The 26386-nt window shown below is 59.5% G+C and carries 19 protein-coding genes; 13 read left to right on the top strand and 6 right to left on the bottom strand.

The window, feature by feature from the left end:
* Positions 1 to 52 precede the first annotated feature (52 nt).
* A complete protein-coding gene (locus MSNKSG1_RS13140; protein WP_008939769.1) occupies positions 53 to 1498 on the top strand; it encodes a rhomboid family intramembrane serine protease in 1446 nt (481 codons plus the stop codon).
* Between the two features lie 32 nt (positions 1499 to 1530).
* On the opposite strand, the gene MSNKSG1_RS13135 is transcribed toward MSNKSG1_RS13140, so the two are convergent.
* Complete coding sequence (locus MSNKSG1_RS13135) at positions 1531 to 2982, bottom strand: DUF4013 domain-containing protein (protein ID WP_008939768.1); 1452 nt, start codon at positions 2980 to 2982, stop codon at positions 1531 to 1533.
* A gap of 252 nt (positions 2983 to 3234) precedes the next feature.
* Here MSNKSG1_RS13135 and MSNKSG1_RS13130 point away from each other — a divergent pair, with 252 nt between their 5' ends.
* Positions 3235 to 4755 carry a methyl-accepting chemotaxis protein gene (locus tag MSNKSG1_RS13130; RefSeq protein WP_008939767.1) on the top strand — a complete coding sequence of 507 codons (1521 nt, stop codon included), beginning with the start codon at positions 3235 to 3237 and terminating at the stop codon, positions 4753 to 4755.
* Between the two features lie 228 nt (positions 4756 to 4983).
* Positions 4984 to 7743, top strand: coding sequence for an aconitate hydratase AcnA (acnA, locus tag MSNKSG1_RS13125; protein WP_008939766.1), 2760 nt, complete (start codon positions 4984 to 4986; stop codon positions 7741 to 7743).
* A 69-nt stretch (positions 7744 to 7812) separates the two neighbouring features.
* Here the strand turns inward: acnA and MSNKSG1_RS13120 are convergent, their stop codons facing one another.
* Both MSNKSG1_RS13120 and MSNKSG1_RS13115 read right to left on the bottom strand, forming a co-directional pair.
* On the bottom strand, positions 7813 to 10641 hold the full coding sequence (locus tag MSNKSG1_RS13120; RefSeq protein WP_040886927.1) for a GAF domain-containing protein: 2829 nt from the start codon (positions 10639 to 10641) through the stop codon (positions 7813 to 7815).
* Positions 10613 to 12412 (bottom strand): sensor histidine kinase, encoded by a 1800-nt coding sequence (locus MSNKSG1_RS13115; protein WP_008939764.1) that lies wholly within the window; start codon positions 12410 to 12412, stop codon positions 10613 to 10615. Before MSNKSG1_RS13115 ends, MSNKSG1_RS13120 begins: the two co-directional genes overlap by 29 nt.
* Positions 12413 to 12519: 107 nt before the next feature.
* Between MSNKSG1_RS13115 and MSNKSG1_RS19460 the strand changes: the two genes are divergently transcribed.
* The 8 genes from MSNKSG1_RS19460 (at position 12520) to MSNKSG1_RS13080 (ending at position 20434) form a co-directional block, all read left to right on the top strand.
* Complete coding sequence (locus MSNKSG1_RS19460; protein WP_227498027.1) at positions 12520 to 13068, top strand: Hpt domain-containing protein; 549 nt, start codon at positions 12520 to 12522, stop codon at positions 13066 to 13068.
* Positions 13069 to 13107: 39 nt separating this feature from the next.
* Positions 13108 to 14226 (top strand): GGDEF domain-containing response regulator, encoded by a 1119-nt coding sequence (locus tag MSNKSG1_RS13110; protein ID WP_227498026.1) that lies wholly within the window; start codon positions 13108 to 13110, stop codon positions 14224 to 14226.
* Complete coding sequence (locus MSNKSG1_RS13105; RefSeq protein WP_008939763.1) at positions 14223 to 15377, top strand: response regulator; 1155 nt, start codon at positions 14223 to 14225, stop codon at positions 15375 to 15377. Before MSNKSG1_RS13110 ends, MSNKSG1_RS13105 begins: the two co-directional genes overlap by 4 nt.
* A complete protein-coding gene (locus tag MSNKSG1_RS13100) occupies positions 15361 to 15753 on the top strand; it encodes a response regulator (protein WP_008939762.1) in 393 nt (130 codons plus the stop codon). The genes MSNKSG1_RS13105 and MSNKSG1_RS13100 overlap by 17 nt, the downstream gene beginning before the upstream one ends.
* Positions 15754 to 15837: 84 nt before the next feature.
* A complete protein-coding gene (locus tag MSNKSG1_RS13095) occupies positions 15838 to 16155 on the top strand; it encodes a DUF2288 domain-containing protein (RefSeq protein ID WP_008939761.1) in 318 nt (105 codons plus the stop codon).
* 12 nt (positions 16156 to 16167) lie between these two features.
* Entirely contained in the window at positions 16168 to 17079 is a 912-nt protein-coding gene (locus MSNKSG1_RS13090) for a lysine exporter LysO family protein (protein ID WP_008939760.1), read from the top strand.
* A gap of 110 nt (positions 17080 to 17189) precedes the next feature.
* Positions 17190 to 18149 (top strand): ABC transporter substrate-binding protein, encoded by a 960-nt coding sequence (locus tag MSNKSG1_RS13085; protein WP_008939759.1) that lies wholly within the window; start codon positions 17190 to 17192, stop codon positions 18147 to 18149.
* On the top strand, positions 18146 to 20434 hold the full coding sequence (locus MSNKSG1_RS13080; protein WP_008939758.1) for a diguanylate cyclase domain-containing protein: 2289 nt from the start codon (positions 18146 to 18148) through the stop codon (positions 20432 to 20434). Before MSNKSG1_RS13085 ends, MSNKSG1_RS13080 begins: the two co-directional genes overlap by 4 nt.
* Here MSNKSG1_RS13080 and MSNKSG1_RS13075 read toward each other — a convergent pair.
* From MSNKSG1_RS13075 to MSNKSG1_RS13065, 3 genes are all read right to left on the bottom strand, one after another.
* Entirely contained in the window at positions 20395 to 22011 is a 1617-nt protein-coding gene (locus MSNKSG1_RS13075) for a Na/Pi cotransporter family protein (RefSeq protein WP_008939757.1), read from the bottom strand. The two genes, MSNKSG1_RS13080 and MSNKSG1_RS13075, sit on opposite strands and share 40 nt — an antisense overlap.
* A 67-nt stretch (positions 22012 to 22078) precedes the next feature.
* Entirely contained in the window at positions 22079 to 23287 is a 1209-nt protein-coding gene (locus MSNKSG1_RS13070; RefSeq protein ID WP_008939756.1) for an HD-GYP domain-containing protein, read from the bottom strand.
* Positions 23284 to 24093, bottom strand: a complete 810-nt coding sequence (locus MSNKSG1_RS13065) for a TatD family hydrolase (protein ID WP_008939755.1) — start codon at positions 24091 to 24093, stop codon at positions 23284 to 23286. Before MSNKSG1_RS13065 ends, MSNKSG1_RS13070 begins: the two co-directional genes overlap by 4 nt.
* Positions 24094 to 24211: 118 nt before the next feature.
* Between MSNKSG1_RS13065 and MSNKSG1_RS13060 the strand changes: the two genes are divergently transcribed.
* Positions 24212 to 25042 carry a polyphosphate kinase 2 family protein gene (locus tag MSNKSG1_RS13060; protein ID WP_008939754.1) on the top strand — a complete coding sequence of 277 codons (831 nt, stop codon included), beginning with the start codon at positions 24212 to 24214 and terminating at the stop codon, positions 25040 to 25042.
* Between the two features lie 19 nt (positions 25043 to 25061).
* Positions 25062 to 26327, top strand: a complete 1266-nt coding sequence (locus tag MSNKSG1_RS13055; protein ID WP_008939753.1) for a D-amino acid dehydrogenase — start codon at positions 25062 to 25064, stop codon at positions 26325 to 26327.
* The last annotated feature ends 59 nt before the right edge of the window (positions 26328 to 26386 follow it).

Here is a 26386-nt window from a genome sequence, read left to right as displayed (position 1 = left end):
GTGGTAAAACAGGGGCCTATCAGGGACCGATTGTGATGAATTGTGGCCACCCATGCTGATTATTCCCGCCGAAAAGGCTGTTGACTGGAAACGCCCTCCCTGGGCAACACTCTCATTGATGCTGCTCTGCCTCCTGGTGTTCGTTTTCTACCAGGGCGAAGACAGGCAGAAGCTTCAGAACGCCGTCGATGCCTACCTCGATGCAGACCTGCAACGCTTGGAGGCGCCTGTCTACGAGGACTATCTGCAGCGCAGGATCCGGTTTGATGGCGAGCAGGACCGCGTTCAGGAACTCCAGCATTTCCAGTCCCTGCGGAAGCAGCATGCCGAGGAATGGGTGGCGGTCACGCTGATGATGGACCGGGCGTTCTACCAGTACCTCCGTGATAATCAGGACGTGCTCTGGGCGCCCCGCGAGCAAGCATACTGGCAGGAGCACCGGCGCGAGATCGAGCAGGATTACATCAACCGCCTGAGTGCTCGCGAAATGGGGTTGGTGCCCGCAGACATCAAGTTGTATACCCTCATTTCCTACCAGTTTCTCCACGGGGGCTGGGGCCACATTATCGGCAACCTGGTTTTCCTGTTTCTGCTGGGCTTTACGGTCGAGAAGGCCCTGGGGCCGGGACGCTTTCTGCTGGCGTACCTGCTCTGTGGTGCGCTGTCCGGCCTGGTGTTTGCCGGGGTTTCTGCCGGTAGTGGCACGCCACTGGTAGGGGCGTCCGGGTCAATTTCGGGCCTGATGGGGATGTATGTGGCCATATACGGGCTGCAGAAAATCCGCTTTTTCTATTTTCTGGGTGTCTATTTCAACTACTTCCGGGCACCCGCATTGGCCATGTTGCCGGTCTGGCTGGGTAAAGAAATCTACGACTACTGGTTTGCCGGTGCCACGGGTGTGGCTTATATGGCCCACGCGGGCGGGCTGGCCGCGGGCGCGGCGCTGGTGTGGGCCTTTGGCCGGTCCTGGCTGCAGGTTCAGGAAACGTTCTTTGAGCCGGAAGAGGAAGTTATCGATAACCGGTTCACGGCCAGCTACGGGCAGGCCATGGCAAGCCTGGGGAGAATGGAGTTCAAACTGGCCGAAAAGCAGTTCCAGGCACTGCGGGAGCACTACCCGGACCGCCCGATCCTGCTCGAACACCTGTACCAGCTCGCCAAGCTGCGACCCGACTTGCCTGCCTATCGGGAACGGGCGCGCGAGTTGATGAACGAGGCCCAGGGCCGCCAGCAAACGGAGCGGATGACCGAGGTGTGGCGTGAGTACCTGAGCAAAGGGGAAAGCTTCCAGCCCCTGGAGGCGGAAGATCATAACCGGGTGCTCTTTGCCAGCCTGAAACAGCAGGACCTGAGCCTGGCCGAAAAAGCGTTCGAACGCCTTCGCGCTACAGGAAACACCCTGCTTGCCGATGAAGCCTGTCGACTGCTCATTCAGGAGTTTGAAAAGCACCAGATGGAGCCCAAGGCGCGCCATTACCGCCAGTTACAGGGCGGTTGAGCCCCGACCTGACACTGGACCGGAGAACGGCGCTATTCGGAGACCGCGAACGTGGCCTTCGGGCCTTTCAGGGGCTGTTTCTGCCGTGCCTGCTCCAGGTAGGTGTCGACCTGCTCGTGAAGCGGATGCCCCGCGCAGCGCTTCTGCACAAACGTCAGGAAGGCAGAGGCTTTCTCCCATTGTCCCAGACCATTGGCGAGTGCCTGCGCAGCCAGCAGATAGGCCGGTGCCAGTTGATCGCTGTCCGGGAAGCGCTTGTGAAAGTCCTGAAGCAGGCGCAATGCCACTTTGTACTCTCCCCGCAAATAGAGCGCGCGGGCACAGCGCACCGACAGCTCCGGGTCGTCCAGCCGGAACACCGGGTCGGCTTCCTGCAATAGCCTGATGGTTTCGGCGATGGCCTCGCCGTCGTTCCGATCGGCCAGCCAGCCGAGAATGCGCGGATGGTAGCGGTACAGTTCCTGGATGTCCTGTCGGGCCATGACCAGATGGTACAACTGACCAATCCGCAGGGCATTCTGTGAATCCCGCTTCAAGGCCTCCTTGAGCATCGACTGTACCCGGTCGTAGTTGCCGTCCTTCAGGTTCATATCAAGGTCGGCATCGAAGCGGAGACTTCGGTCTTTGGCCGAGGGTTCGGTCGGTGACGACTCCTGAACGTCCGCCGCAAAGCCCAGCTCCTCCTGATACTGGAACAGCAGATAGCCCAGCATGTGGAACAGGATCAGGGTAAAGGTGCTGTTGAGAAAGCCGGTCAGCGGCTGGGACAACCAGCGTGGAAAATGCGTCAGTGCCAGATCCTGGGCAGCGCCCGAGGCCAGGGTGACCAGAATCAGGTAACCGTACAGCAGGAAATAGGGCGTACCGATTCGCGAAATCAGTGACGCCAGGTTGAACGGGTTTACGGCGGCGCCGACGGAGTGTTCCATGGCCAGCACCATGATACTGGCCGGCATGGCGAGCACCACAAACGCCAGTGCGAGCATCATAAGAATCGGTCCGCCGAGCATGGCGGCCGCACTTACCAGTCCCCCCATCAGGGCAAACACCAGCAGTTGCAGGAACACGATGTCGAAACCGCTTCCGGTGAAGGCCACCGAGACCGGGGGAGGTTTGAGATGGCCTTCCGCCGTATGGGTGATCACCGCATAGGTGTATTTGAACAGCGCCAGGGCCAGGACAATCCAGATGATCAGTCCGATGAGGTTTGCCGGAGCAATCACCGGCACCAGGGTGCAGATGGCGATCACCATCAGGGGGTCGGTGTGGAAGGGGTAGCGGAAAAACGCGCCAACCCGGTGCCAGAAGGGGACCACCTCCGTGGCAGCGCCCAGATAGCGCATGGCCTGATTACAGTGCGGGCAAAACGCCTTGCGGTTCCGGTTGTCGGCGTCTGGCATGCAGCGGCTGCAGTAGTGGATCTGGCAGGCCTGGCAGTGCCATTTGGCAGGATCTCCGGGATGGTAATGGCAATCGTGCTTCACGGTGGGCTCGCGTCCTGGTCCTTCAGAAGTATACAGATCGTTCATGATGACAGATGAGGAGGCATCGCGCAGCTACGTGGTTAACAGCCCGGGAAGCTCCCGGTGAAAAGCTTACTTTCTGTTACAACAAATGATGATCCGGGTCAGACCTGTCGCGTATGAATACGTGGTTAAACGATTGCGAAATGCACCTATTTGCCTGTGACACAGGGACGTCGATAATCCGCGCGGGTTACCATGAGGAATTACTGAATGTCTGGGTCTCGAACTCTCTCCTTTGCCCTGCAGGATCGGCTCGCCAGTGACCGATACCTGCTTTATATCCTGCTCGCGCACGTTCCTGTCGTCGGCCTGATTGTGCCCATTGGGCACGACACCGGCGGGTTTGCGCTGGGGGCATCCGTGCTGATCGGACTTGTCGCGGTCGGTGCGTGGTTTATGTTGCAGGGCAGTCGCGCCTGTTCCGCAATCTTCGCAGCTTGCCTGATGGCCTTCTCGGCTGTGATGATCCAGGCCCGCCTGGGAGAGATTGAAATGCACTTCCACATTTTTGCGGCCCTGGCGCTCGTGATTACCTATCGTGACTGGTTACCGATCATCACGGCGGCTGGCGTGATTGCGGTACACCATCTGGTGTTTACGGCTCTGCAGCAGTCCGGAGCTCAGTTCCTGGGCATGCCGGTGATGCTGTTCAATCACGGTGCCACTTTCGGCATGGCGTTCCTGCACGCTGCATTTGTCGTCTTCGAATCGGGCGTACTGGTGTTCTTTGCCATCCGTATGGCGGCTGAGCGCCGGGAAGCCTTGCAGATCATTTCCGTGGTCCGGTCGTTTGGCGACAGCAAGGACCTGACGGGCCGGCTCGATCGTGAAGGCGGCAGCCATACCGCACTGCACTTCAACGACATGATGTCCCAGTTCGGCGAGCTGATTGAGAAAGTCCGGCACCTGGCCACTCACCTGAAGACCAGTTCGGCCGACCTGACATCTGTCAGTGAAAAAACCAGTGGCATTATCCGGGATCAGCACGGCCAGACTGACCAGGCTGCTGCCGCGACCAACCAGATGGCCGCCACCATCCAGGAGGTGGCCCACAACGCCCAACTGGCTGCAGAAGCCGCCGGCCGTGCGTCGGAAGCGGCTTCGGAAGGCCGTACTACGGCCGATCATGCGGTGGAGCTGACGGAAGCTACCCATGGCACTCTGGGGGATGCTTCCGGCACCGTTGAGCGCCTGGTGGAAAAAGTCGGATCGATCCAGAGTTTCGTGGCGTCGATCAATGACATCTCGGATCAGACCAATCTTTTGGCCCTCAACGCGGCGATTGAAGCAGCGCGGGCCGGGGAACACGGGCGGGGATTCGCAGTCGTGGCCGACGAAGTCCGAAACCTTTCCAGGCGGACCCAGGAGTTCACCCGGGAAATCGGATCAACCGTTGAAGAACTCAGTGGTTCCGCCGAGGCGGCTCTGGCCGCCATTGATATGGGCCTGACCCGTTCCTCGGAAACCACCCGCTCCATCCGACAGACGGTGGACGCCATCGCCAGGATTGAGGCCGCCATTGCTGACGTCAACGGCATGAACGAGCAGATCGCCTCGGCGTCGGAGCAGCAGGCCGTTGCATCGTCGCAGATCAGCGAGAGTGTGCAGCGGGTGGCCAGCCGCAACTCGGACATTGTCGGGGAAGCGGAGACTACCCGAACCATGGCCGAGCGCCTCGAAAGTACCATTCTGGATGTCGAATCCCTCGTCCGGGACTATCGGACTGCCTGATTCGTCAGGCACGGGGAATGCCGGGTATTCAGCGGACGAATGCCCGGTATTCACCGGCCCACGGTTGAACTCTGGTTAATCGGTGCAATAGTTATAGGTGACTTCACTTTCCGGAGTCTTTCCATCAGTCTGCCTTCAATTTCCGGGCAACAGGCACAGCAGGGCTGATGAAAAGGTTCCCGGACAGCCTTCCGGAATGCTCGGATTACGACGAAAAGGAGGCACCACATGTCAAACGACAGTCTAGGCAAAGACAGCCTGAATACGCTCTCCACGCTCGAAGCCAGTGGCAAGACGTTCCACTACTTCAGCCTGCCGAAAGCGTCCGAATCCCTCGGTGACCTGAACCGGTTGCCATTCTCCCTAAAAGTTCTTCTGGAAAATCTTCTGCGTAACGAGGACGGGACCACGGTCGACCGTTCCCACATCGATGCGATGGTTCAGTGGCTCAAGCAGCGCCATTCTGACACCGAAATCCAGTATCGCCCGGCACGGGTTCTCATGCAGGATTTTACCGGGGTTCCGGGGGTCGTCGATCTTGCGGCCATGCGCGAAGCCGTCAACAAGGCCGGCAAGGATCCTTCCCTGATCAACCCGCTGTCGCCGGTGGATCTGGTGATTGACCACTCGGTGATGGTCGACAAATTCGGCGACGCGTCTGCGTTCAAGGATAACGTTGCGATCGAGATGGAACGGAACCAGGAACGTTACGAGTTCCTGCGCTGGGGGCAGCAGGCCTTCGACAATTTCCGGGTTGTGCCGCCGGGTACCGGTATCTGCCACCAGGTGAACCTCGAGTATCTGGGCAAGACCGTGTGGCAGAAGGACGTGGACGGAAAAACCGTTGCCTACCCCGATACCCTTGTCGGGACCGATTCCCACACCACCATGATCAATGGCCTGGGTATTCTGGGCTGGGGCGTCGGCGGCATCGAGGCCGAAGCCGCGATGCTCGGACAACCGGTGTCGATGCTGATTCCCGAGGTCGTCGGTTTCAAGATCACCGGCAAGCTTCGTGAGGGCATCACCGCCACGGATCTGGTGTTGACCGTCACCGAGATGCTGCGCAAGAAAGGTGTGGTTGGCAAATTCGTCGAATTCTATGGCGACGGCCTGAAAGACATGCCGGTGGCGGACCGGGCTACCATCGCCAACATGGCACCGGAGTATGGCGCTACCTGCGGTTTCTTCCCGGTCGATGACCAGACACTGACGTACATGCGCCTGACCGGACGCGACGACGAACAGATCGAACTGGTGGAGGCCTATGCCAAAGCCCAGGGCCTCTGGCGTGAGCCGGGTCACGAGCCGGTATACACCGATACGCTGGAGCTCGACATGGGCGATGTCGAGGCGAGCCTTGCAGGGCCGAAGCGCCCTCAGGACCGAGTGGCCCTGAAGAATATGAAGGCTTCCTTTGAACTGTTGATGGAAACGGCCGAAGGTGCGGGCGCGACGCGCGAGAGCAATCTCGAATCCGAAGGTGGCCAGACTGCCGTTGGCGTGGAGGACAGCTATGAGCATCACGCCAGCCAGCAGGTGGAAATGAACGGTGAGAAGTTCCGCCTGGATCCGGGTGCGGTGGTGATCGCTGCGATTACCTCCTGTACCAATACCTCCAACCCCAGTGTGATGATGGCCGCCGGCCTGATCGCCAGGAAAGCGGTAGATAAAGGGCTGACTACCAAGCCCTGGGTGAAAACTTCGCTGGCGCCCGGGTCCAAGGTTGTGACGGATTATCTCAAGGTCGCCGGTCTGCAGGACGACCTGAACGAACTCGGCTTCAACCTGGTCGGCTACGGTTGCACCACCTGTATCGGGAACTCCGGGCCACTGCCGGATGAGGTAGAGAAGGCCATCAACGATGGCGACCTGACCGTGGCCTCGGTGCTCTCCGGTAACCGGAACTTCGAAGGCCGTGTGCATCCGTTGGTGAAAACCAACTGGCTGGCGTCGCCCCCGCTGGTGGTGGCCTATGCGCTGGCTGGTAACGTCCGGCTGGACCTGACCAAAGATCCGCTGGGCAAAGACAGCGACGGTAATCCGGTGTATCTGAAGGATCTCTGGCCGAGCCAGCAGGAAATCGCCGAGGCGGTGGAAAAAGTAAAAACCGACATGTTCCGCACGGAATATGGCGAGGTCTTTGAAGGTGACGAGACCTGGAAGTCCATCAAGGTTCCGGAGAGTAAGGTGTACGAGTGGTCGGACAAGTCCACCTACATCCAGCATCCTCCGTTCTTCGAGGGCATGAGCGAGGAGCCGGACCCCATCGAGGACATCCGGGACGCGAACATCCTGGCCCTGCTGGGTGACTCGGTGACCACCGACCATATCTCCCCGGCCGGTTCTTTCAAGCCGGATACACCTGCCGGTAAGTATTTGCAGGAGCATGGTGTCCAGCCGAAGGACTTTAACTCGTACGGTTCCCGTCGGGGCAATCACGAGGTGATGATGCGCGGTACCTTTGCCAACGTCCGGATCCGTAACGAGATGCTCGACGGCGTGGAAGGCGGGTACACAAAATTCGTACCCACGGGCGAACAATTGCCCATCTACGACGCCGCGATGAAATACCAGGAGCAGGGCACGCCGCTGGTGGTGATTGCCGGTAAGGAATACGGCACCGGTTCGAGTCGTGACTGGGCTGCCAAAGGTACCCGGCTACTGGGCGTCAAGGCTGTGGTGGCGGAATCCTACGAGCGGATCCACCGTTCCAATCTGATCGGCATGGGTGTGATGCCTCTGCAGTTCCCCGAGGGAACCGACCGGAAGAGCCTGAAACTCACCGGTGAGGAAACCATCACCATTGAGGGGCTTGCCGGAGAAATCGAGCCGGGACAGACCCTGACCATGACCGTGACGTACAAGGATGGCTCTACTGAAAGCTGTGACCTCAAGTCACGGATCGACACGGCCAACGAGGCGGTCTACTTCAAGCATGGCGGTATCCTCCACTATGTGGTCCGCGAGATGCTGAAATCCGCCTGAACGGTGGGGCAGCCGAAGAAGTGAAAGGGGCGCCGTGAGGCGCCCTTTTCTATTTGTCTCTGACGAGTGTCAGGCAGGGACTGCCAGCGGTACCTCCAGCCAGAACACCGTGCCTTCACCTGGTTCCGCCTGGAAACCGACCTGCCCACCCAGCTGATCCATGATCTCACGGGTGATGGCAAGGCCAAGGCCTGTACCTCCCCGGCTCTGGCTATCGGGACTGCGTGCCTGCGCGAATTTCTCAAACAGTCGTGGCTGGAAGTCTTCAGGTACCCCCGGCCCCTGGTCCCGCACCCGAATCCGAAGTTTCCCGTCATGCTGACTTTGCAACACATCGACGATGCCGCCTTGCTGCGAAAACTTGATTGCATTGGACAGCAGGTTGTTCAGGGCCTGCTGCAGGCGGAAGGCGTCGGTGTATATAAGCACGGAAGGTTCCTGATGCAGGCGCACTTCCACTCCCCGTTCCACTGAGTATGTGTGCAATTGTTCAATCACCCGCTCAAGCAGCGGCCCGGCCGGATAATCAGCCAATGTCATCGACATTTGACCGGACACCAGTTTGTCCATGTCGAGAAGATCATTGATCAGCAGCCGTAGCTGATCACTGTTCCTGGCTGCAATGGCGATCATACGATTGACCTTGTCCGGCAAGTCGCCAAGCGCCCCACCGGCAATGAGTCCGAGAGAGCCGGCGATGGAGGTCAGCGGTGTTCGCAGTTCGTGGCTGATCGTGGCAATGAAGTCGTTCTTCATCTGCTCCACTTTCCGGCGTTCTGAAATATCTTCGACCAGGGTCCAGATCAGTGAGCGGCCCGACGAATTATGAATCAGAAGGCCTTGAATCCGGGCTGGAAATGTCGAGGTGTCAGCCCGGGCGATGTTGCGCTCGAATGGGCCGAAACGTCCTGTCGTTCTCAGTGCCTCAAGTGCTTCTGTCTGCAGGGTGTCAAAATCCTCAGGGATGAGATCCTCAAGCCTCAGTGCCAGGAAGGACTCTCGATTGTAGCCGGTCGGGCGCAGCAAGGCCTCGTTGACCGCGAGGCCGTCGCCGGACTGGTAATCGGTCAGGGCAATGCCGATAGGCGAGAGCTCGAACAGTCGGCGCAGTTGTTCTTCGCTCTCCTGAAGCTGCAGTTGCGTCCGCTTCTTGTCGTCAATGTCGACGATATAGCCGTGCCACATGATGCTGTCGTCCGGCAGGCGCTCGGGGCTTGCCCGGCCTTCCACCCACTTCCAGTCCTCGCCGTGCCGGACCCGGTACTGGCACTGCCAGATCTCCAGTGCCTGGCCGGAGTATTGGATGGTCTGGCTTACCCTGGGCAGGTCGTCCGGGTGTATCTGATCAAAGACGACGGATGCGTCTGAGACAACCTGCTCAGGCGTGACATCGTAGATGTCGGTCATGCCGGTGCTTGCGAATGGGAACGATGAATGACCATCCGGCCACTGCCGGTACTGGTAGAGTACGCCGGGTGCCTGTTCGGCCAGTTTGCTCAGGATCCGTGACGTCATGTGGGGCTCAATCTGGCTCGCGAGCCATTTGGCGAGGAGGGTCACGAATGTGATTTCGGTTTCCGTAAAGGGCTTTCCATGGGGCTCTGGCGATGAAAGATTCAATGTGCCGTAGAGCTGTCCTCCCACCAGGATTGGTGCGGCAATATAGCTTTCCAGGCCCTGCAGCCGGTAGCAGTCATGGTGCCGGAACCTGGAGTTGCCCATGTGCTCGATAGCCAGATGGTTGCCGTGCTCAAGCAGGAGGGAACAGAATGTCTGGGACACGGGGAGTGTGATCCCTGGTGTGATGTCCGGGGCATCGGGCGCTTCAACCCACCGTATGGTGTAGGCATCACCATTGATTTCGCTGACGATCGCAATCGGTAGGTCGAGAAATTCTCTCGCTTTTGTCAGGGCGCGGCTGACCCGGGCGTTGAGAGATCCGTCGGAGTTGATGGCCAGATCGTTGAGAATGCCCAGGGCCCGATTCTGCTGTTCCATCCTCTGGAGGGTTTGCATCTCCTCTGTGATGTCCGCGTGGGTGCCATACATCATCAACGGCGAGCCGTCCGCGGTCCATTCGAATACGCGACCTCTGTCATGCACCCAGACCCAGCGGCCGCTTTTGTGTCGCATTCGGCATCGACAGTCATACTCGTCGGTCGCGCCTTCAAAATGAGCGTTCAGTCGTGCCTCAGATTCTTCCAGGTCGTCCGGGTGCGCCAGATTGAGCCAGGTCTGGATGTCCACCGGCTCCAGCTCGGACAGGGTGTAACCACAGATTTCGGCCCAGCGTTCGTTGAATACGGTCTCTCCGGTCTGGATGTTCCATTGCCAGGTACCGACACGGGTTCCCTCGATGGCGGCCCGTGCCCGCCGCTCACTCTGGCGCAGTCGTTGATAGGTTTCGGCGCTCTGGCGCAGGCTGATTTCACGTTCCGCGTTCCTGGCCAGATCCCGCAGCAGCATTCGTTGTTCCCGGTCAAACTCTCGCGGTTTCCGGTCAATAACGCAGAGCGTACCCAGCCGGTAGCCGTCGTCCGAGTGTAAAGGTGCGCCGGCGTAGAAGCGGATGTGGGGTTCGCAGGTCACCAGCGGATTGTCACGGAACCGTTCATCCTCACCTGCGTCGTTCACGACAAAAAGCTCGGAATGGAGGATGGCGTGGCCGCAGAATGAGATGGCGCGAGGGGTTTCCGGCGTTGTAAGCCCCTGACAGGACTTGAACCATTGCCGGTCGTGGTCCACGAGAGTAATCAATGCAATAGGGACGTCGAACAGGCGACGCGCGATGCGGGTGAGTCGATCAAAACGATCCTCTGCTGCGGTATCCAGCAATCGGGTCTGTTCCAGCGCTCGGAGACGCTCGGCTTCATTGGGTGGCAAAGGAGGCGTTTGCACGGTCGTTCTCCCTTGTCGGTTGCATCAGGGGGAATTCGACCCAGAAATGGGCGCCCCCGTCGAAATAGTAGCCTACCTCGCCTTCCATCAGGGTGGCCAGCTCCCGGCAGATCGCCAGGCCAAGACCGGTGCCTGCGCGTGCCCTGTCCGTGTGTGACTCGGCCTGGGAGAAACGCTGGAAGAGTCGCGGCACGAAGTGCTCCGGCACGCCTTCGCCCTGGTCTGACACCGTTAGCCGAACCCGGTTGTCATCGACCGTATCGGCAGAGACTGTCACGCTGCCCCCCTGGGGGGAGAATTTAATGGCATTGCTGATGTAGTTGTCGAGAATCTGCCGCAGGCGGTAGGGGTCGGCACGGACGCAGAGGTCGCTGTCTTCTTTGTAGGTGAGCTGAACACCCCGGGTTGCCGCCGTGGTCCGGTTGCCACGACAGGCAGCCTCCATGGCGCTGGCAAGCTTGACGATCTCTGGCGTGACCACCAGCTGACCCTGCGCGGCTTTGTTGAAATCCAGAAGGTCGGAAATCAACATCTGCAGTTGTTCACTGTTTCGAAGTGCCATCGCCACGAGCTTTCCTGCCTTCGGGGGCAGTGGACCGGTAGCGCCGGCATCAAGCAATTTCAGCGAGCCGCCAATGGAAGTCAGCGGTGTGCGCAGCTCGTGGCTGACGGTCGAGACAAATTGATCTTTCAGCGCATCCAGAGCCTCACGCTCAGCCATTAACTGGTTAAATGCACGGGCCAGATTCCGGACTTCCGGAGGTCCGGTCTCCCGCAATCGAATCCTGTCTGAGGGATGCTTCATCATCCGCCGTATGCGCTTCGACATGCTTTCCAGAGGGCGGGTAGCCGCCCGTGAGAGAGCGATCACCACGATGATGATCAGAACCAGCGCAATCAGGCTGATAGCGAGATACAGCATAAAAGACGTTCGGGCCGGCGCAATGGCTTGTGTGTATGGGACTGCCCTCAACAGCACCCAGCCAATCCGGTCCAGATGCCGGGAGGCGTAAATCCAGCGTTCACCGTCTGGCCGCTGAACGACACCGCTGGGTATGCCCGAGAGCGCAGCGTCGATCAATGGATCTTCACCGGGGGGCGGTAGATCCGGCATCGGTTTGCCCGGTTTCAGGGAGTCCACCTGGGTGAAGTTCTGGGTGTCGAGGACGTTGAACAGCACACTGTCGTTCGCCAGTTCCGGATGCGGGAGAATTCCCGAGGTGGTCAGGCTGAGAATGCCGCCCACCAAACCCAGCAAGCGGCCGTTGTCCCCTTCGATCGGATATACAAACGACAACAATGGTAGACCCGTTTTGCGACCGATGATCGGATGACTGATGGCCGGTTCGTGCGTTCTGATGGCCCGCTGTATCTGTCTGCGATCGGCATAGGAGGTACCGACCCGGCCCGGTACCTGGACATTTTCGGCAATGACGACGCCGCGGGCATCAAAGACGACCAGGCCTGTCGGAAAAAGCATGGTCAGTTTCTGCTGGCGCTCAAACGAACGTTTGATTTGGGACAGGGACACCAGGGTCTGGCCATTGCTAAGCTTCCCTGCAAATGTTCCCAACGCATTCAGGCGCTTTTGCAGATCCTGATCAACCTGGAGAGCGTAGGAACGGGTTTTGAGCTTTTGGCGATCCGTCAGTACTTTTTCGAAATCACCGACCAGTTGGTGGTAAGCGATCACCAGGAGCAATGCCGCTGACAGAACGCTGCTGGCAATCGTGATCAGTACGATCCGGTTCCCCAGAGAGAGGTTTTTCAAATTCGTTCCTCAGGATAATAGTGTTGGTCAGCGAAACGTGATTTTATAGACCGAAGATTAGTGGATTTTTTGTGTGGGGAACATCCGGTTCTCGTGGAGATTGTGGTTTGCCGTATACCAACGCACCAGACATGCCTGCCAAGCTGGCCAGATTGAAAGAGCGCTTCCTGGTCCGGCTTTCCGAAGATCTGGAGTGTCTGCAGAAAGAAGCGGATCGTTTGGTTTCTGATGATGACGGTGGCGCACTTTGCTCGGCGTATCATCGCCTTCATCGCCTCGCCGGCTCGGCCGGAACCTTTGGTATGCCGGATGTCGGGCGGGCGGCGCGCGCGCTGGAAAAGGTCCTCAAACCGGTTGCCTGCATAGAAGATGAAAGCAGGCTTGATTCGGGACATAAGGCAAGGCTTTTCGAGGAACTGTCGTCCGGGCTTCAGGTACTCCGCTCACTGGCTGGCCATCAAACGAGCAGCGCGCATGACGCATCTCTTGATAAGGCGAATGTATTCGACCGAACCCCGCTTGACGGTAAACAGGCACGATTACTGATCGTGGATGAGGATACAGATCGGGCCTCATTGCTGTGTCGGGAACTGTCGAGTTACGGATTTGATAGCCTGGAAGTGTCCGTCGATGCCATGATGAACGCGATTGATTGAGCCGAGAACTCGGGTGTCGTCGCGCTTCTGGCGTCGCCGGTGCAAGTCCCCAAGGTCCGGGCGGTCCGTAATTCGAGTTCGGATCCGGCTATTCTCCGGTTGCCGATTTTTGCAGTCGGTGGACACGATTCTTTTGACAATCGATATGAGTTGGCTGAAAACGGCGCTCGGGGATTTTTCCCGGATCCGATACAGCTGCCGGAGCTGGTGGAGCGCATAGAAAAACTGTCTGCGGATCAGGCCCGGGGTACCCGGGGGCGGGTGATTCTCGTCGAAGACGATCCGGATCTTGCAGAGCATTACCGGCTGGTGCTGCATCTGGCGGGCATTGACGTGCGGATCGTCAATGATCCGACCAGGCTGTTGTCGGATATGGCCGCATTCCGTCCGGATCTGGTCTTGATGGACGTGCAACTGGATGGGTATTCGGGGGTCCACCTGGCCCGCATGATCCGGTTCGATGCGCAGTGGCTGAGTCTGCCGATTATATATCTGTCCTCGGAGGACGATCCGGACATCCAGTTGGATGCCCTGTCCAAGGGCGCGGACGATTTTCTCATGAAACCGGTGTCCGATGATTATCTGGTGCGCTCGGTGCAGATCCGTTGCCTGAGAGCCCGCCTGCTTTCGGACCTCATGAATCAGGACAGCCTGACCGGTCTGCTGAAACACTCATTGATCAAGCAGACTCTCGAGCAGGAAGTGGCGCGGTGTCGTCGTGACGGACGCACCTCGGCAGTGGTGATGCTGGATCTGGATCATTTCAAGACGGTGAACGATACCTGGGGGCATGTAGTCGGCGATACGGTCATCAAATCGCTGGCCAATCTGTTGCGCAACCGGTTGCGCGAAACGGATCTGATTGGCCGTTATGGTGGTGAGGAGTTTCTGGTCGTCATGCCGGGATGTGATCTCGACGACGCGGAGAGGGTCATGCAAGACATCGCCGCCAGTTTCTCGGCACTGGCATTTACCGCTGGCCAGGACCGTTTCCACGTCACCTTGAGTGCCGGGATCGCTGCCATCCATGCGCTGAGTACGGCGGACGAGTCGCTCAACGCCGCCGACGCAGCACTGTATCGGCGTAAGTACAATGGCAGAAACGGCGTTACGGTTTTTCGGTCGGGGCCCCAGAATGCTCCGCAGGAGGCCCATTGAAATCCCTGATTATTGAAGACGATGAGCTGGTAGGTGAGCTCCTCGAAACGGTACTGGTCGGGCTGCATCCGGGGATGCAGGTAACGCTGGCTCCGGATGTGCGTGGGGCCAGAGCGGCCCTGCAGGATTCGTCTTTTGATCTGGTGGTGGCAGACTGGAATCTCCCGGATGGTTCCGGGCTTCAGCTGGTGAAAACCATTCGGTCGAAGGATCAGGATTTGCCGATCGTCATGGTGTCCGGGCGTTCAGACCGGGATTCCGTGTTGCAGGCGGCCCACTACGGAATAAGCGCCTACATCACCAAACCGTTCAACGTTGATGTGCTCCATAAACGCCTGAGTGCGTTGTTGAAAGTCAGGGATGATGGTGTGTCTTCGCGTACGCCGGTCGAGATGCTGGCCAGCTACCAGGGCCATATTGTTCAGCTGCCCGGGGCCATTGACGTCACCGAAGTCCTGGACTTGATAACGCGCCGGGATCAGCTCTCGCCGGCTCAGCTCGCCGAACGTTGGCGGGATCAGACGGGTATTCTGGCGCGCCTCCTCGATGTGTCCAATGGGGCATCGCTCAGGCGTTCTGGAGAGCCCATCCAGACCCTCAGGGATGCCATCAGCTTTCTCGGTATACCGATGGCGCTCAACTACGTGCTGGCGCTGTCGCTGGATGTGTCCGGCGCCATGCAAAGTCCGGTTTTGAAAATGCTCGCCGATCGCTACCGGGACATGACGCTGTCGATCTCGAAGGAGGCCCAGCGCCTGGCTCTGAGTCTCAAAAAGTCGCCCTTTGCGTTTCAGAAGGCGGCATTGCTCAGTCGTGTTGGCGAGCTGGCCGTATTGAGGGTGTTGAACGAATACGTTTTACAGGGTGGGAGCCTTGATGAAGCCGAGGCCGAGGAATGCCTCCGGACGTGGGCGCAAACGTTTGGCAATGAGTTGAAAGTCCAGTGGCGCCTCGCGTTGGAGCTGCGTGAAAGGATCGGGGCCGTTCACTTCCTGCCGAATGGTTCGACACAGGAGGATTGTCTTCTGATGAGGACTGCCGCTTTGCTGGCGGATGGTAAAACCGAGACTGACGAATGCCGGAGGCTGATGAGACGGCTCGGCCTGGGTAGCAACCAGCAGGAGGTCCCGGACAATGCTTCTGCCAACTGATCGGGCTGCCCGTATCCTGTATATCGAGGATGATCCCGATATCCGCGCCATTGCCGAGCTGGCGCTTGAGGATGTCGGCGGTTTCACCGTCCGGACCTGCGAAAGCGGGGAAGCGGGTTTGCTGGAGGCCCCCGGTTTTGCGCCCGACCTGGTACTGCTGGATGTCATGATGCCCGGCATGGATGGTCCCGAAACCCTCCAGGCGCTCCGTAACGATCAGGGAGTGCGGGATGTGCCGGTGATTTTCATGACCGCACGGCTCCAGGAATCCGAAGTGGATCACTATCTCAGGTTGGGTGCGCTCGGCGTGATTCCCAAGCCGTTTGATCCGATGACGCTGGCCGACACGATCCGTCATATCCTTGCAGACAACTGATCTTTGCGTGCCCCGGCTGGTGCGCCGACGCGCCTTTTTCGGTAGGCTTGCGCCCGGATTCTGATCTTGCAGCGAGAGGCACCTATGGCAACTTCCTCGCGGGACGAACTGAAAGCAAAGCTGAACCTCGAAACGTCCCGTATTCACTGGCACGAACTGCAAACCTACTATGCCCGTGGCAACGTTGTCCGAGTGGCGCCGGCGCTGGACCTTCTGGAGGTTGCCGCCGAGCTCACCGAGGACAACAAGGCCCGGTTTGAAAGCTGGATGCGCGAAGACCTGGTGGGCGAAGTCAGCCCGGATCTGGCTCGCGCCTGGTACGACCGCAATGCTGAATTATGGGCCGTGGTGGTGGCGCCCTGGGTCCTGGTCCAAGATCAATCCGGCCAGAAACTTCACTGAATCGAGACATCTATGCTGACCGGAGCTTTGCTCATCCTGGCGCCGCTGTTCCTTGGCTTTGCCCTGTCCCTGTCCAATCGGCGTGCCATGACCGTCATCCACCACACCGTGGAGGTTCTGGTCTATTTCATTCTTGCGCTGCTCGGCCTGGGGCTGGGTCAGATGGAAGGGCTGGTTGACCAACTGGCAAACATGGCTGGCCAGGTTGGTTTGCTGGTTATGACCCTGTTGGCCGCCAATATGCTGGGGCTCTGGCTGTGTCATCGCTGGGACCCGATGCCGATCGATGAGCCGACAGAAGCCGGTCCAGCGGGGTATCGGCGCCTGTTTCTCGCCGGGCTCAAACCCTTGATGGCGGTTGTTGCCGGGCTTCTGGCCGGATTTTTCCTCCTGCCTGCCCTGCCCATGGTTGATCAGGTGGCCACCGGTGCATTGATGCTGTTGCTGTTCCTGATTGGCTTGCAGCTTCGTAATGCAGGGCTCTCCCTGCGTCGTTTGCTGGTCAATCGCTTCGGTTTGGGTATGGCCCTGGCGGTTACCGCCAGTTCCCTGGTTGCAGGGCTGTTGCTGATGCCGGTTCTGGACCTGCCCTGGCACGATGTGCTGGCCCTGGTATCCGGGTTTGGCTGGTATTCCCTGTCTGGCATCGTGGTGGGCGATGCCCTGGGGCCGGCCTGGGGAGGCGTGGCCTTCCTGAACGATGTGCTTCGGGAAATCATTGCTCTGGCAGTGATCCCGGTCATCATCCGGTCCCGGCCTGCAATGGCGATCGGTTATGGTGGTGCCACGGCCATGGATTTCACATTGCCGGTCATCAAGAACAGTGGCGGCCTGGCCTGTGTTCCGGTCGCGATTGCCTCGGGCTTTCTGCTTTCCTTTCTTTCGCCCGTTCTGATGGGCGTTTTCCTGGCCCTGGGCGGATAATTGATCTGGTGCAATTCCGGGATAAATTTGGTGGCCTCTGCCGGACGCGATAGACTATCGTTCAAAATGCAGCCACCAGCTTTCCCGAAGTACAAGGATCTCACGCCCGCATGCACCGACGCGAATTCATCGGTCTTTCCCTTGCCGCGGGTCTGGCAGTCTCCGGGCTTGGAGGCTGTTCCCGCCGAAAACCCCTCCAATTTGGTCTTCACCCCTGGATTGGCTACGAACCGTTGTACCTGGCTGAGGAGTTTGGCTGGCTCAGCGATGACGTAAAGTTGATAAAAGGCCAGTCGTCGGCGGATTCGATCGACAGACTTCAGTCCGGCACGTTGGCCGGTGCGGCCCTGACGCTGGATGAGGCGATCCGGGTGCATGTCGAAGGGCCGGAGCTGTATGTGGTGGGCGTTGCCGATGTGTCGGCCGGAGCGGATGTGCTCATCGTCAGGCCGGATATCCATTCGATTGACGAGCTGCGGGGTAAGCGCATCGCCACGGAACTTGGCGGTGTTTCCGGCACCCTGCTACTGACCATTCTCGACAGGGCGGACATTGCCCCGGAACAGGTGGTCATTGTGGACCTGCCGGTGGATGAACACCTCGATGCCTGGAAGCGGAATGAGGTAGACGCCTCGGTGTGCTATGAACCTGTCGCCTCGCTTCTGGAAGACGCCGGCGGAGAGCGGCTATTTGACAGCAGTATGGTGCCGGATACCATTTTCGACGTGCTGGTTGTGACCCGTGAAGAGGCCAGGTCGAACCCCCAGGTGGTGTCAGATCTCCTGGAGGCCCACTTTTCCGGGTTGCGTTACCTTGTTCGCAACATGTATGACTCGGTCTACCGGGTAGCTGCCCGTCAGGGCGTTTCACCAGACGATGTCCGTTCGGCGTTGGCGACGGTCATGCTGCCCGATCTGGCCGCCAATCGTCGGTATCTCGAGACCAATGGTCGTATCGATACGGTTGCCCGGCACCTGTCCCGCTTGCTGCTGGGCGAGGGATTGATGTCGCGGGCACTGACGACGCCTGTGCTCAGCAATGACGCCTTCCTGCCCGGAGACGCCTCATGAAACGCGCGATCATGGTGTTCCTGATTGTCACTCTGGCGTCTCTGGCCCCGCCATGCCTGGCGTTGGCAAAGACAGTCAGTTCCCTGAAGCTGGGGATCCTCGCCTATCGTCCGGATTCGATCGTAGCCAACCGTTACCAGCCGCTGGCGGACTACCTGTCTGGGCGGATTGGTATCCCCATCCAGTTGGAAGTGCTGACGCAAGATGAGATGGATCGCGCCCTGGCGGCCAACCAGCTTGATTTTTTCATGACCAATCCCAGTCATTTTCTGGTTATTCGCAGTGAGCGCAGCCTGACGGGTGTTCTGGCCACCCTCGTTCGCAAAGAGGGCGAGACGGCAACCTCGAGTCTCGGAGGGGTAATATTCACGGAAGCGGGCCGCGATGATATCCAGACACTGGCGGATATCGCGGGCAAGACCGTTGCCACACCGGGTATGGACTATCTGGGCGGTTTCCTGGCGCCTCTTTTTGAACTGGAAAATGCCGGCGTGGATGCCCGTCGGGAAAACCGTTTCAAACTGGTAGGTACACACGACCGGGTGGTTCGCGCGGTGTTGGCCGGGGATGCGGATGTAGGATTCGTCAGATCCGGGATTCTTGAGCAGTTGGAGGCCGAAGATCCCACCTTGGCTGACCGCATACATGTCGTGAACCGCCAGGATCTGAAAGGTTTTCCCTTCGTCGTCTCAACCCGTCTGTACCCGGAGTGGCCCATGGCCGCATTGCCCCACGTGGATGACGAAATCGTTCGGCGGTTCGCCTCGGCGCTGTTTTCCATTGAGGACACCTATCCTGCAGCCCTTGCAGCAGGCATCTCCGGCTTTTCGCCCCCGGCGGATTACCATTCGGTGGAAGCCCTGGCCCGGAGCTTGCGGGTTGCGCCCTACGATCAAGTGCCGCGGGTTGCCTGGACGGAAGTGTTTGAGCAATACCGCCTCTGGGTAATTACCGTATCGGTTTTGCTGTTGATGCTTGTGATGACGGCACTCTGGCTGGGACGGAAAAAGCGTCAGCTGGGAAAGGAGCAAAAAAGGCTGCGACGTCTGATCCTGAGTTGGCCGCAGCCCATGCTCACGCTCAGTGATTCCGTGTTCATGGACAGCAACCGCGCTGCGGTTGATCTGCTTCAGTTCAGTTCGCCACTGTCATTGATCGGGAAGGACATCGCTGCTTTCTCACCCCGGTTGCAGCCCGATGGCAGTCTGTCCAGCGCGAAACTGGCCACCTTGCTGGATCACGTCAGGGACGGAGCCGTGGAACAACTGGAATGGCTGTTCCGGCGATCCGATGGTTCTCAGGTCTGGGTGGATATGACGCTGGCGCCGATTCACGAACCCGGTGAGGGCGAGCCATTCATCCTGTGCTCGTGGTATGACATCACCGACCGGAAAGAGTCCGAACAACGGCAGCGCCTCGCCGCCAGTGTCTTCGAGCATGCGCGGGAAGCGATATTCATCACCGATAGCCACGGTATGGTGATCGACGTTAACGATGCCTATACCGAAATTACCGGCTGGGTGCGCAGCCGGGCCATCGGGCGTTTGCCTCCGTTGCCGCTGGACGAGGGCACTGCGGTCTTCTCAAGCTGCCTCCAGCAGGGGTTCTGGCGTGGAGAGTTCGCCAGCAAGCGGCAGGGCGGCCAGCGTTACATGGCGGCCCTGACCATCAGCCCGGTACGGGACGACAGTGGTTCCGTGACCCATTTCGTCGGATTGTTTTCCGATATCAGCAAGCTCAAAGCCCAGGAAGAGAAACTTCGGACCATGGCGCACTACGATGCGCTGACACAGTTGCCTAACCGGGTCCTGTTCGCCGAGCGGCTTCAGCAGGCGATGGCCCAGGCTCGTCGCCAGGACTATCGGCTGGCCGTTGTCTATATCGATCTGGATGAGTTCAAACCGGTGAATGACGCCTTTGGTCACCAGGCGGGCGATGAGTTGCTGGTGGATGTCGCCACCCGTATGCGGGCGGAGCTTCGGGAAGAAGATACCCTGGCACGGCTGGGTGGCGACGAATTCGCCGCCCTGGTAGTCAATGTCGGCGATACTGAGGCTCTTGAGGCCCTGCTGGATCGCCTGCTCCAGGCCATCGCCAAACCGACCTGGGTCGCCAGCCATTCGGTCCGGGTTTCGGCCAGCATGGGGTACACCTACTACCCGCAACCCGAAGAGCTGGATGGTGACCAGCTCTTGAGGCAGGCAGATCAGGCTATGTACCGGGCCAAACAGACCGGGCGCAATCGTTATTGCGCGTTCAGGGCGGGGGAGTCCGGCTCGGAGTGATTCAGTCGTGACGTTGCTGGCTGCCAGGCCAGCGATTTTGCCCACTGGTCGGCCAGGCGCCGTATCCCGCTCAGCGTATCGAGCAGTCTTTCTCCGGTCGATGTCGGTACTTCGGTTCGGACAATCATCGCAAGCAGGCCGGATTTCAGTTGGTGGTAGAGCACTTCCGACTGCTCGAAGGTCTCCGGCGCTGGGCCTTCTGCGGCCACCAGTGATCTCAGGGTCACCAGGTACTGGTCAATCCGGGTGGCCAGTGGCGCCAGCCGGACATCGTCCCGGGCATCCCGGAACTGGAGCAACTGAACCGCCAGATCCGTGGCCTCAAGCAGATATCGGCAGGCCCGTATGGTATCAGTCAGGGCGTCCACGGTGGCCGGCTGCATCTTTTCCGCCCGGAGTCTCGATATGTATTCGTTGATGGCCGCATTGAGGCTGCGACAGGCCTCCACTTTGGGCTGGATCTGGGCGCCTGTCAGGTCTTCCCGGTCGAGGCACACGCGCAGCAGCCCCCGTGTCAGGCCTACCAGTCGTTTCATCTCCTGATCCACGGCAGACACGGCGACCTCCGGCGTGGTGACCAGAGTGCTGTCCAGGTGCCGAGGTTCGGCGTTGTCTTCTTCCTGGCTCCGGAACAGGCGGCTGAGCAGGTAGGCAAAGCGAGGTGTCAGGGGCAGCATGATCAGGGCCCCGATGACATTGAACAGGGTATGGAACAGCGCCAGGGAGACGGCAACATTGGCCGTCATATCAAGCCAGTCTGCCAGCCGTTCGACCACCCAGAGCATGATCGGAAGAATGAGCAGGGCGACGACTCCGGTCATGGCGTTGAACAGGATATGGCCGATGGCCAGTCGTCGGGCGTTGGCGGTTGCCTTGATGGCGGCGAGCGCTGCCGTGGAGGTGGATCCCAGGTTGGCCCCGATCACTGCCGCAGCCGCGCTGTTGAGCGGGATCAGTCCGCCGGCCGCGGCGGTCAGGACAATGGCCAGCGCGGCACTGGAGGATTGCGTCAGCACGGTCGCCAGAAAGCCGGTCAGAAGCCAGGCCGGCAGTCCGTAGGCATTGGCCAGCAGGTGCTGGTTGTCGAAACCTGCGGTGAAACCTTCCAGGGAGCTTTTCAGAATGGACAAGCCCAGGAAAAACAGGGCGAAGCCGGCCAGGGCCTGTCCGAGTGACTGGACCCGCGAACGATTGCTGATCAGTTTCAGGGCCACCCCGCAGGTCAACAGCGGAAGCGCAATGGCTTCGATGTTGAAGCCAAAGCCGATCAGGCTGACCAGCCAGGCGGTGACGGTGGTACCGATGTTGGCCCCAAAGATCACGCCCAGGGACTGGCCGAGCCCCAGCAGGCCGGCATTGACGAATCCCAGGGTAGCCACGGTCACGGCGCCCGAGGATTGCACCAGGCCGGTAATCAGGCAACCCGCAGCCAGGCCACGCAGTGGCGTACGGGTCCAGCTTCCCAGCATATGACGCAGATGATGTCCGGCGGCACTTTTCAGACCGTCCGTCATCATTTCCATGGCCAGGAGAAACAGCGCCAGGCCACCGAGAATCTGGAAAAGGGATGCCATCATGGAAAGCGGGTGTCGTGACCGTTGTAGTATTCCGAGAATAGCAGACTACGGGCGGACCACCGCTGACTCAAATCAGGAATTTACGGATGTCGATGTGATAATCGTCCGGGTCGACGGCGCGAATGATATGGTCCTGGACGTTGGGCTTCGATAGGTCCAGGGTTTCAACCGGGATCGGCATGCGAAAACGGGTGTGGTACATCAGGCGGACTACTGGCAGACGTTGATCGTGATCGTTGGTTTCCACGACCACTCCCAGCCTTCCGCTCTCAAGCAGAACCAGTGAGCCCACGGGGTACAGTCCCAGGCACCGGATGAACTGCTTGACCAGTACCGGATCGAGATGCTCACCGCTCCATTCCAGCAGCTTTTTCAGCCCCTGGGTCGGGGTCATGCCCTTGTGGTAGACACGGTCGGACGTGATGGCATCGTACACGTCGGTAATGGCGACCATACGGCCGTATTCGGATATTTCGTCGCCTTTCAGGCCTTCGGGATAGCCGCTGCCGTCCAGCTTTTCGTGGTGCTGGGCGGCCGTGATGATAGTGATCTCACCGATACCTTCCGTGCTCGAGAGGATGTCCCGGGAATGCCGGGCGTGAAGCTTCATCACCTCGAACTCTTCGGCGGTCAGGCGGCCGGGTTTGTGGAGAATGTCATCGGGGGTCAGGATCTTGCCCAGGTCGTGGAGCAGGGCACCGACAATCGTCTGGTGGAGGACGTCGGGTGACAGTTTCCGGAAGTTTCCGAACAGCGACATGAGCACGCTGAGATTGACGGAGTGCTCCAGCAGGTAGTTGTCTTTCTCCCGTATCCGACCGAGGCAACTCAGCGCATTCGCGTTTCGAAGCACCGAGTTCTGCAATTCATCGGCCAGCTGGTGGATCGGCGCCACGTCCACCGCAGTACCGACCTTTACGTTGTTGAGGAAACTGCCCACCAGGCCCTGCGCCTGGGAGTGGATCTGCTGGGCAACGACGATTTCTTCCTGCATGGGCGTTGCAGCTTTCAGGCCGGGCCGGGTTTCGCCGGCCTGCTGCAGGGCGGCCTCGTTCCGGCGGTCGACTTCGGCGGCGGTTTCGGCATCCTGGGTATCGAGACCCCGTTCGGTATCGATGTAGATGAATGTCACCCCCATCCGACGGATCTTCTCGATGGTCTCTTCGCGCTTGATAAAACCCCGCTTGCGCTGGGTGTTGTGAGGAATCCAGTCGTTGTTCAGGTCGGTGATGTACATCCCGACCTTGAGGGCCGAAACCGGTATGCGTTTGATCATCGTTCGGAAAAAAACGTCCTTAGGCTATTCAGGTAGGTTTGGCTCAGCACCTGCTCCAGCGGCAGATCTTTGACCGTCGCGATATTCTCGGCCACAAACGGGAGATAGAAGGGCGCGTTTTCACGACCCCGGTAGGGCACCGGGGTGAGAAATGGCGCGTCGGTCTCCAGCAGAATCTGCTCAATGGGCGACATGCGCACGATGTCACGGACGTTCTCGGCCTTGTTGAAGGTGGTGATGCCATTGAACCCCAGGCACCAGCCCTGGTCCAGGGCGTACTTGGCCAGCCCCGGGCCGGAGGTGAAGCTGTGGATCACTCCGCGCCGCGTAAGGCTGTTCTCGAACTCCTTGAGGATGGCGATGGTGTCCTCGTCCGCTTCGCGACTGTGAATAACCACCGGCCGGTCGGCGTCACAGGCCAGCTGGAGCTGGCGTCGGAAGACGTCGCGCTGTACCTCACGATCGGCATTGTCATAGAAATAATCCAGGCCGATTTCGCCGACGGCCACGATCTTTTCGTCGCCCGCATGCTGGCGAATCTCTTCTTCTACCGCATCCGTGTAGGTTTCCGCCTCGTGGGGATGAATGCCCTGAGTGCCATAGACCCAGGGTGCCACGTTGCTGAGTTCGCGGACCTTCGCCAGATTGTCCGGGGCCACCGCGATCGTGATGACACGCTCGATATTGACCCGCTGGCTCTCCGCCAGGGTCTCCTCGAGGGGGCGGTCCTTGAGATAGTCCAGATGGCAGTGGGTTTCGATGATGGGATGATCGAAAACGGGGATCTCGCGACGCTTCTTGCTCATTACTCCGGGTGAACTCCATCGCAACCCGCGTCCGGGCTGCTATTCTGGGAACTTGATCGCGCAATTCTAGCAGGTTGTGCGAAAGGTGACCTACATCAAGCCCATAGGAATAGCACGTATGGAAATGACGGCCTTTGCCGAAAACTGGTGTTACGACCCCGAGCGCCCCCGATTCCGGGACTATCCCACCCTGGCGCCCGAGGATTCGGAATTGCCGGATCTGCAGGACAGTCTGGAGACCATCGGTGAATACCAGCGTCGACTCTGGGCCAACCGGCGGAAGGGATTACTGGTTGTGGTTCACGGACCGGATACCAGCGGCAAGGACAGCCTTATTCGCACGCTCTCGACCTATGCGGACCCGGCCGGATTTCATGCCTGGTCCTTCAGTCGCCCGCAGGGGCTGGAAGCCCGCCACGATTTCCTGTGGCGGGTCACACCCTATCTGCCGGCGTTTGGTGAAATGGTCGCTTTCAACCGCAGCCATCACGAGGCGGTTATTGGCGAGCGGGTCTGGCCGGTTCTGGATCCTGCGCAGTACGACTGGTCCGGCCGCTACCGATCCATTCGTCACTTCGAGCGGCATCTGGTTCGCGAAGGCACGACGATTCTTAAAATCTGGCTGAGGCTCTCCGAGGATGAACACCGTCATCGACTTCTCAAACGACTGGACAAGCCTCGCAAGCGTTGGAAATTCGATAAATCCGATATTGATGGCTGGGCAAAACGAGCCGATTATGAGGGTTTTGCCGAAGAGGCGCTGGCCGCCACCCACATTCCGGAGGCGCCCTGGTTCATGATCCCGGGGGACCGGAAACCCGAGGCCCGGGCTATTGTGGCGGCCATTCTGGCCGACCAACTGACGAGGCTGGCGCCGGAATACCCGGCAGAGGATGAAGCCATACTGGACGAATACCGGCGCCTGCTGGCGAAGAACGGGGTCCGGTAGCAAGCAAGCGGAGGCGCACATGCATATTGTTGTCGTAGGTGGGGGTGTGGTTGGCGTTACAACCGCCTATGAACTGAATCGCCGGGGGCATCAGGTCACCGTGCTGGAACGACACGACATCGCCGGTAATGAGACCAGCAAGGGCAACGCGGCACAGCGATCCTATGGTGTGGTCTATCCCTGGGCTGACCCGTCCATGGTCCTCAAGGCGATCCCCTGGCTGTTCAAGGCTGACGGCCCGCTGAAGCTCCGTATACCGCCCTCCGTGGAGGCGGTGCGTTTCATGTTCGCCACGCTCCGGTATGCCTGGTCGCCGGGCCTGTTTGGCCTCAACCGACGGGCCATGCTGCGCCTGGGCGTGCATAGCCGGGATCGCTTCCTGAAGCTGGAAAAGGAGCTCGACCTTGCCTTCGACGGTGCGCATGAGGGCCTGCTTCATCTGGCCAGTACGCCCGAAGCCATGGACGGTTATCGGGAGGTACACCAACTCCTCGAGGAGATGGGCATTGCCTCCCGTCTGCTGACGCCCGATCAGGTCCGGGAGGCTGAACCGGGCATGGTGGGCTCGGGGCCGCTCTACGGTGCGCTGAGTTTCGACACCGATGGCACCGGAGACTGCCACCTGTTTTCGCGGGCACTGGCCGCAGCCTGTGAAGAAAAGGGCGTGTCGTTCCGCTTCAACGTTGAGGTGGAAAATCTCGTGACCGGTGAGGATCGCGTGGATGCGATCGCCATCCGGAACGATCAGGGGCTCCGGGAAGTCATTCAGGCCGATGCCTTTGTGATCAGCGCCGGCTGCTGGTCGCCGTCGCTGGTCCGTCCGCTGGGCCTGAACCTGCCGATCTATCCGGTAAAGGGATACAGCATCACGGTTCCCCTGCGCGATCCGGATCGGGCGCCCACCAGCACCATTCACGACGACAACTACAAGGTCGTCAGTACCCGCCTTGGCAATCGGCTGAGGGCGACCGGGTTCGTTGAGCTGGCGGATTTCAATCGGGATATCCCTGAAAACCGACTGGCAACCATTCGCAAATCGGTGGAGTCCCGATTCCCGGGCTGTGCGGATCTGAAGGCGGCGGAAACCTGGACCGGTTTCCGGCCGATGACCCCGGATGGTCCGGCGATTATTGGTCGTGGTCCGCGGGACAATCTCTATCTGAACACCGGTCACGGCACCTTCGGCTGGACACTGTCTGCCGGCAGTGCTGATGTGATTGCACAGATCATCGACGGGGAGGAACCCGCGATCTGTCTGGATGCGTTCAGGCCCGGACGCTTCTAGGCATAGAACTGACCGAAGCCCATGGTACACAGTGCACGGGCCGTCGCTCAGACGTTTTC

Source organism: Marinobacter santoriniensis NKSG1 (genome assembly GCF_000347775.1).
In the GTDB taxonomy this organism is placed as follows: domain Bacteria; phylum Pseudomonadota; class Gammaproteobacteria; order Pseudomonadales; family Oleiphilaceae; genus Marinobacter; species Marinobacter santoriniensis.
This window is presented reverse-complemented; position numbering and strand designations above follow the sequence as displayed.

Excerpts from the sequence above, each read along its gene's own strand:
- MSNKSG1_RS13140 (WP_008939769.1), top strand. The coding sequence starts at position 53 with ATGCTGATTATTCCCGCCGAAAAGGCTGTTGACTGGAAACGCCCTCCC.
- MSNKSG1_RS13130 (WP_008939767.1), top strand. The coding sequence starts at position 3,235 with ATGTCTGGGTCTCGAACTCTCTCCTTTGCCCTGCAGGATCGGCTCGCC.
- acnA (WP_008939766.1), top strand. The coding sequence starts at position 4,984 with ATGTCAAACGACAGTCTAGGCAAAGACAGCCTGAATACGCTCTCCACG.
- MSNKSG1_RS13100 (WP_008939762.1), top strand. The coding sequence starts at position 15,361 with ATGCTTCTGCCAACTGATCGGGCTGCCCGTATCCTGTATATCGAGGAT.
- MSNKSG1_RS13095 (WP_008939761.1), top strand. The coding sequence starts at position 15,838 with ATGGCAACTTCCTCGCGGGACGAACTGAAAGCAAAGCTGAACCTCGAA.
- MSNKSG1_RS13090 (WP_008939760.1), top strand. The coding sequence starts at position 16,168 with ATGCTGACCGGAGCTTTGCTCATCCTGGCGCCGCTGTTCCTTGGCTTT.
- MSNKSG1_RS13085 (WP_008939759.1), top strand. The coding sequence starts at position 17,190 with ATGCACCGACGCGAATTCATCGGTCTTTCCCTTGCCGCGGGTCTGGCA.
- MSNKSG1_RS13080 (WP_008939758.1), top strand. The coding sequence starts at position 18,146 with ATGAAACGCGCGATCATGGTGTTCCTGATTGTCACTCTGGCGTCTCTG.
- MSNKSG1_RS13075 (WP_008939757.1), bottom strand. The coding sequence starts at position 22,011 with ATGATGGCATCCCTTTTCCAGATTCTCGGTGGCCTGGCGCTGTTTCTC.
- MSNKSG1_RS13070 (WP_008939756.1), bottom strand. The coding sequence starts at position 23,287 with ATGATCAAACGCATACCGGTTTCGGCCCTCAAGGTCGGGATGTACATC.
- MSNKSG1_RS13065 (WP_008939755.1), bottom strand. The coding sequence starts at position 24,093 with ATGAGCAAGAAGCGTCGCGAGATCCCCGTTTTCGATCATCCCATCATC.
- MSNKSG1_RS13060 (WP_008939754.1), top strand. The coding sequence starts at position 24,212 with ATGGAAATGACGGCCTTTGCCGAAAACTGGTGTTACGACCCCGAGCGC.
- MSNKSG1_RS13055 (WP_008939753.1), top strand. The coding sequence starts at position 25,062 with ATGCATATTGTTGTCGTAGGTGGGGGTGTGGTTGGCGTTACAACCGCC.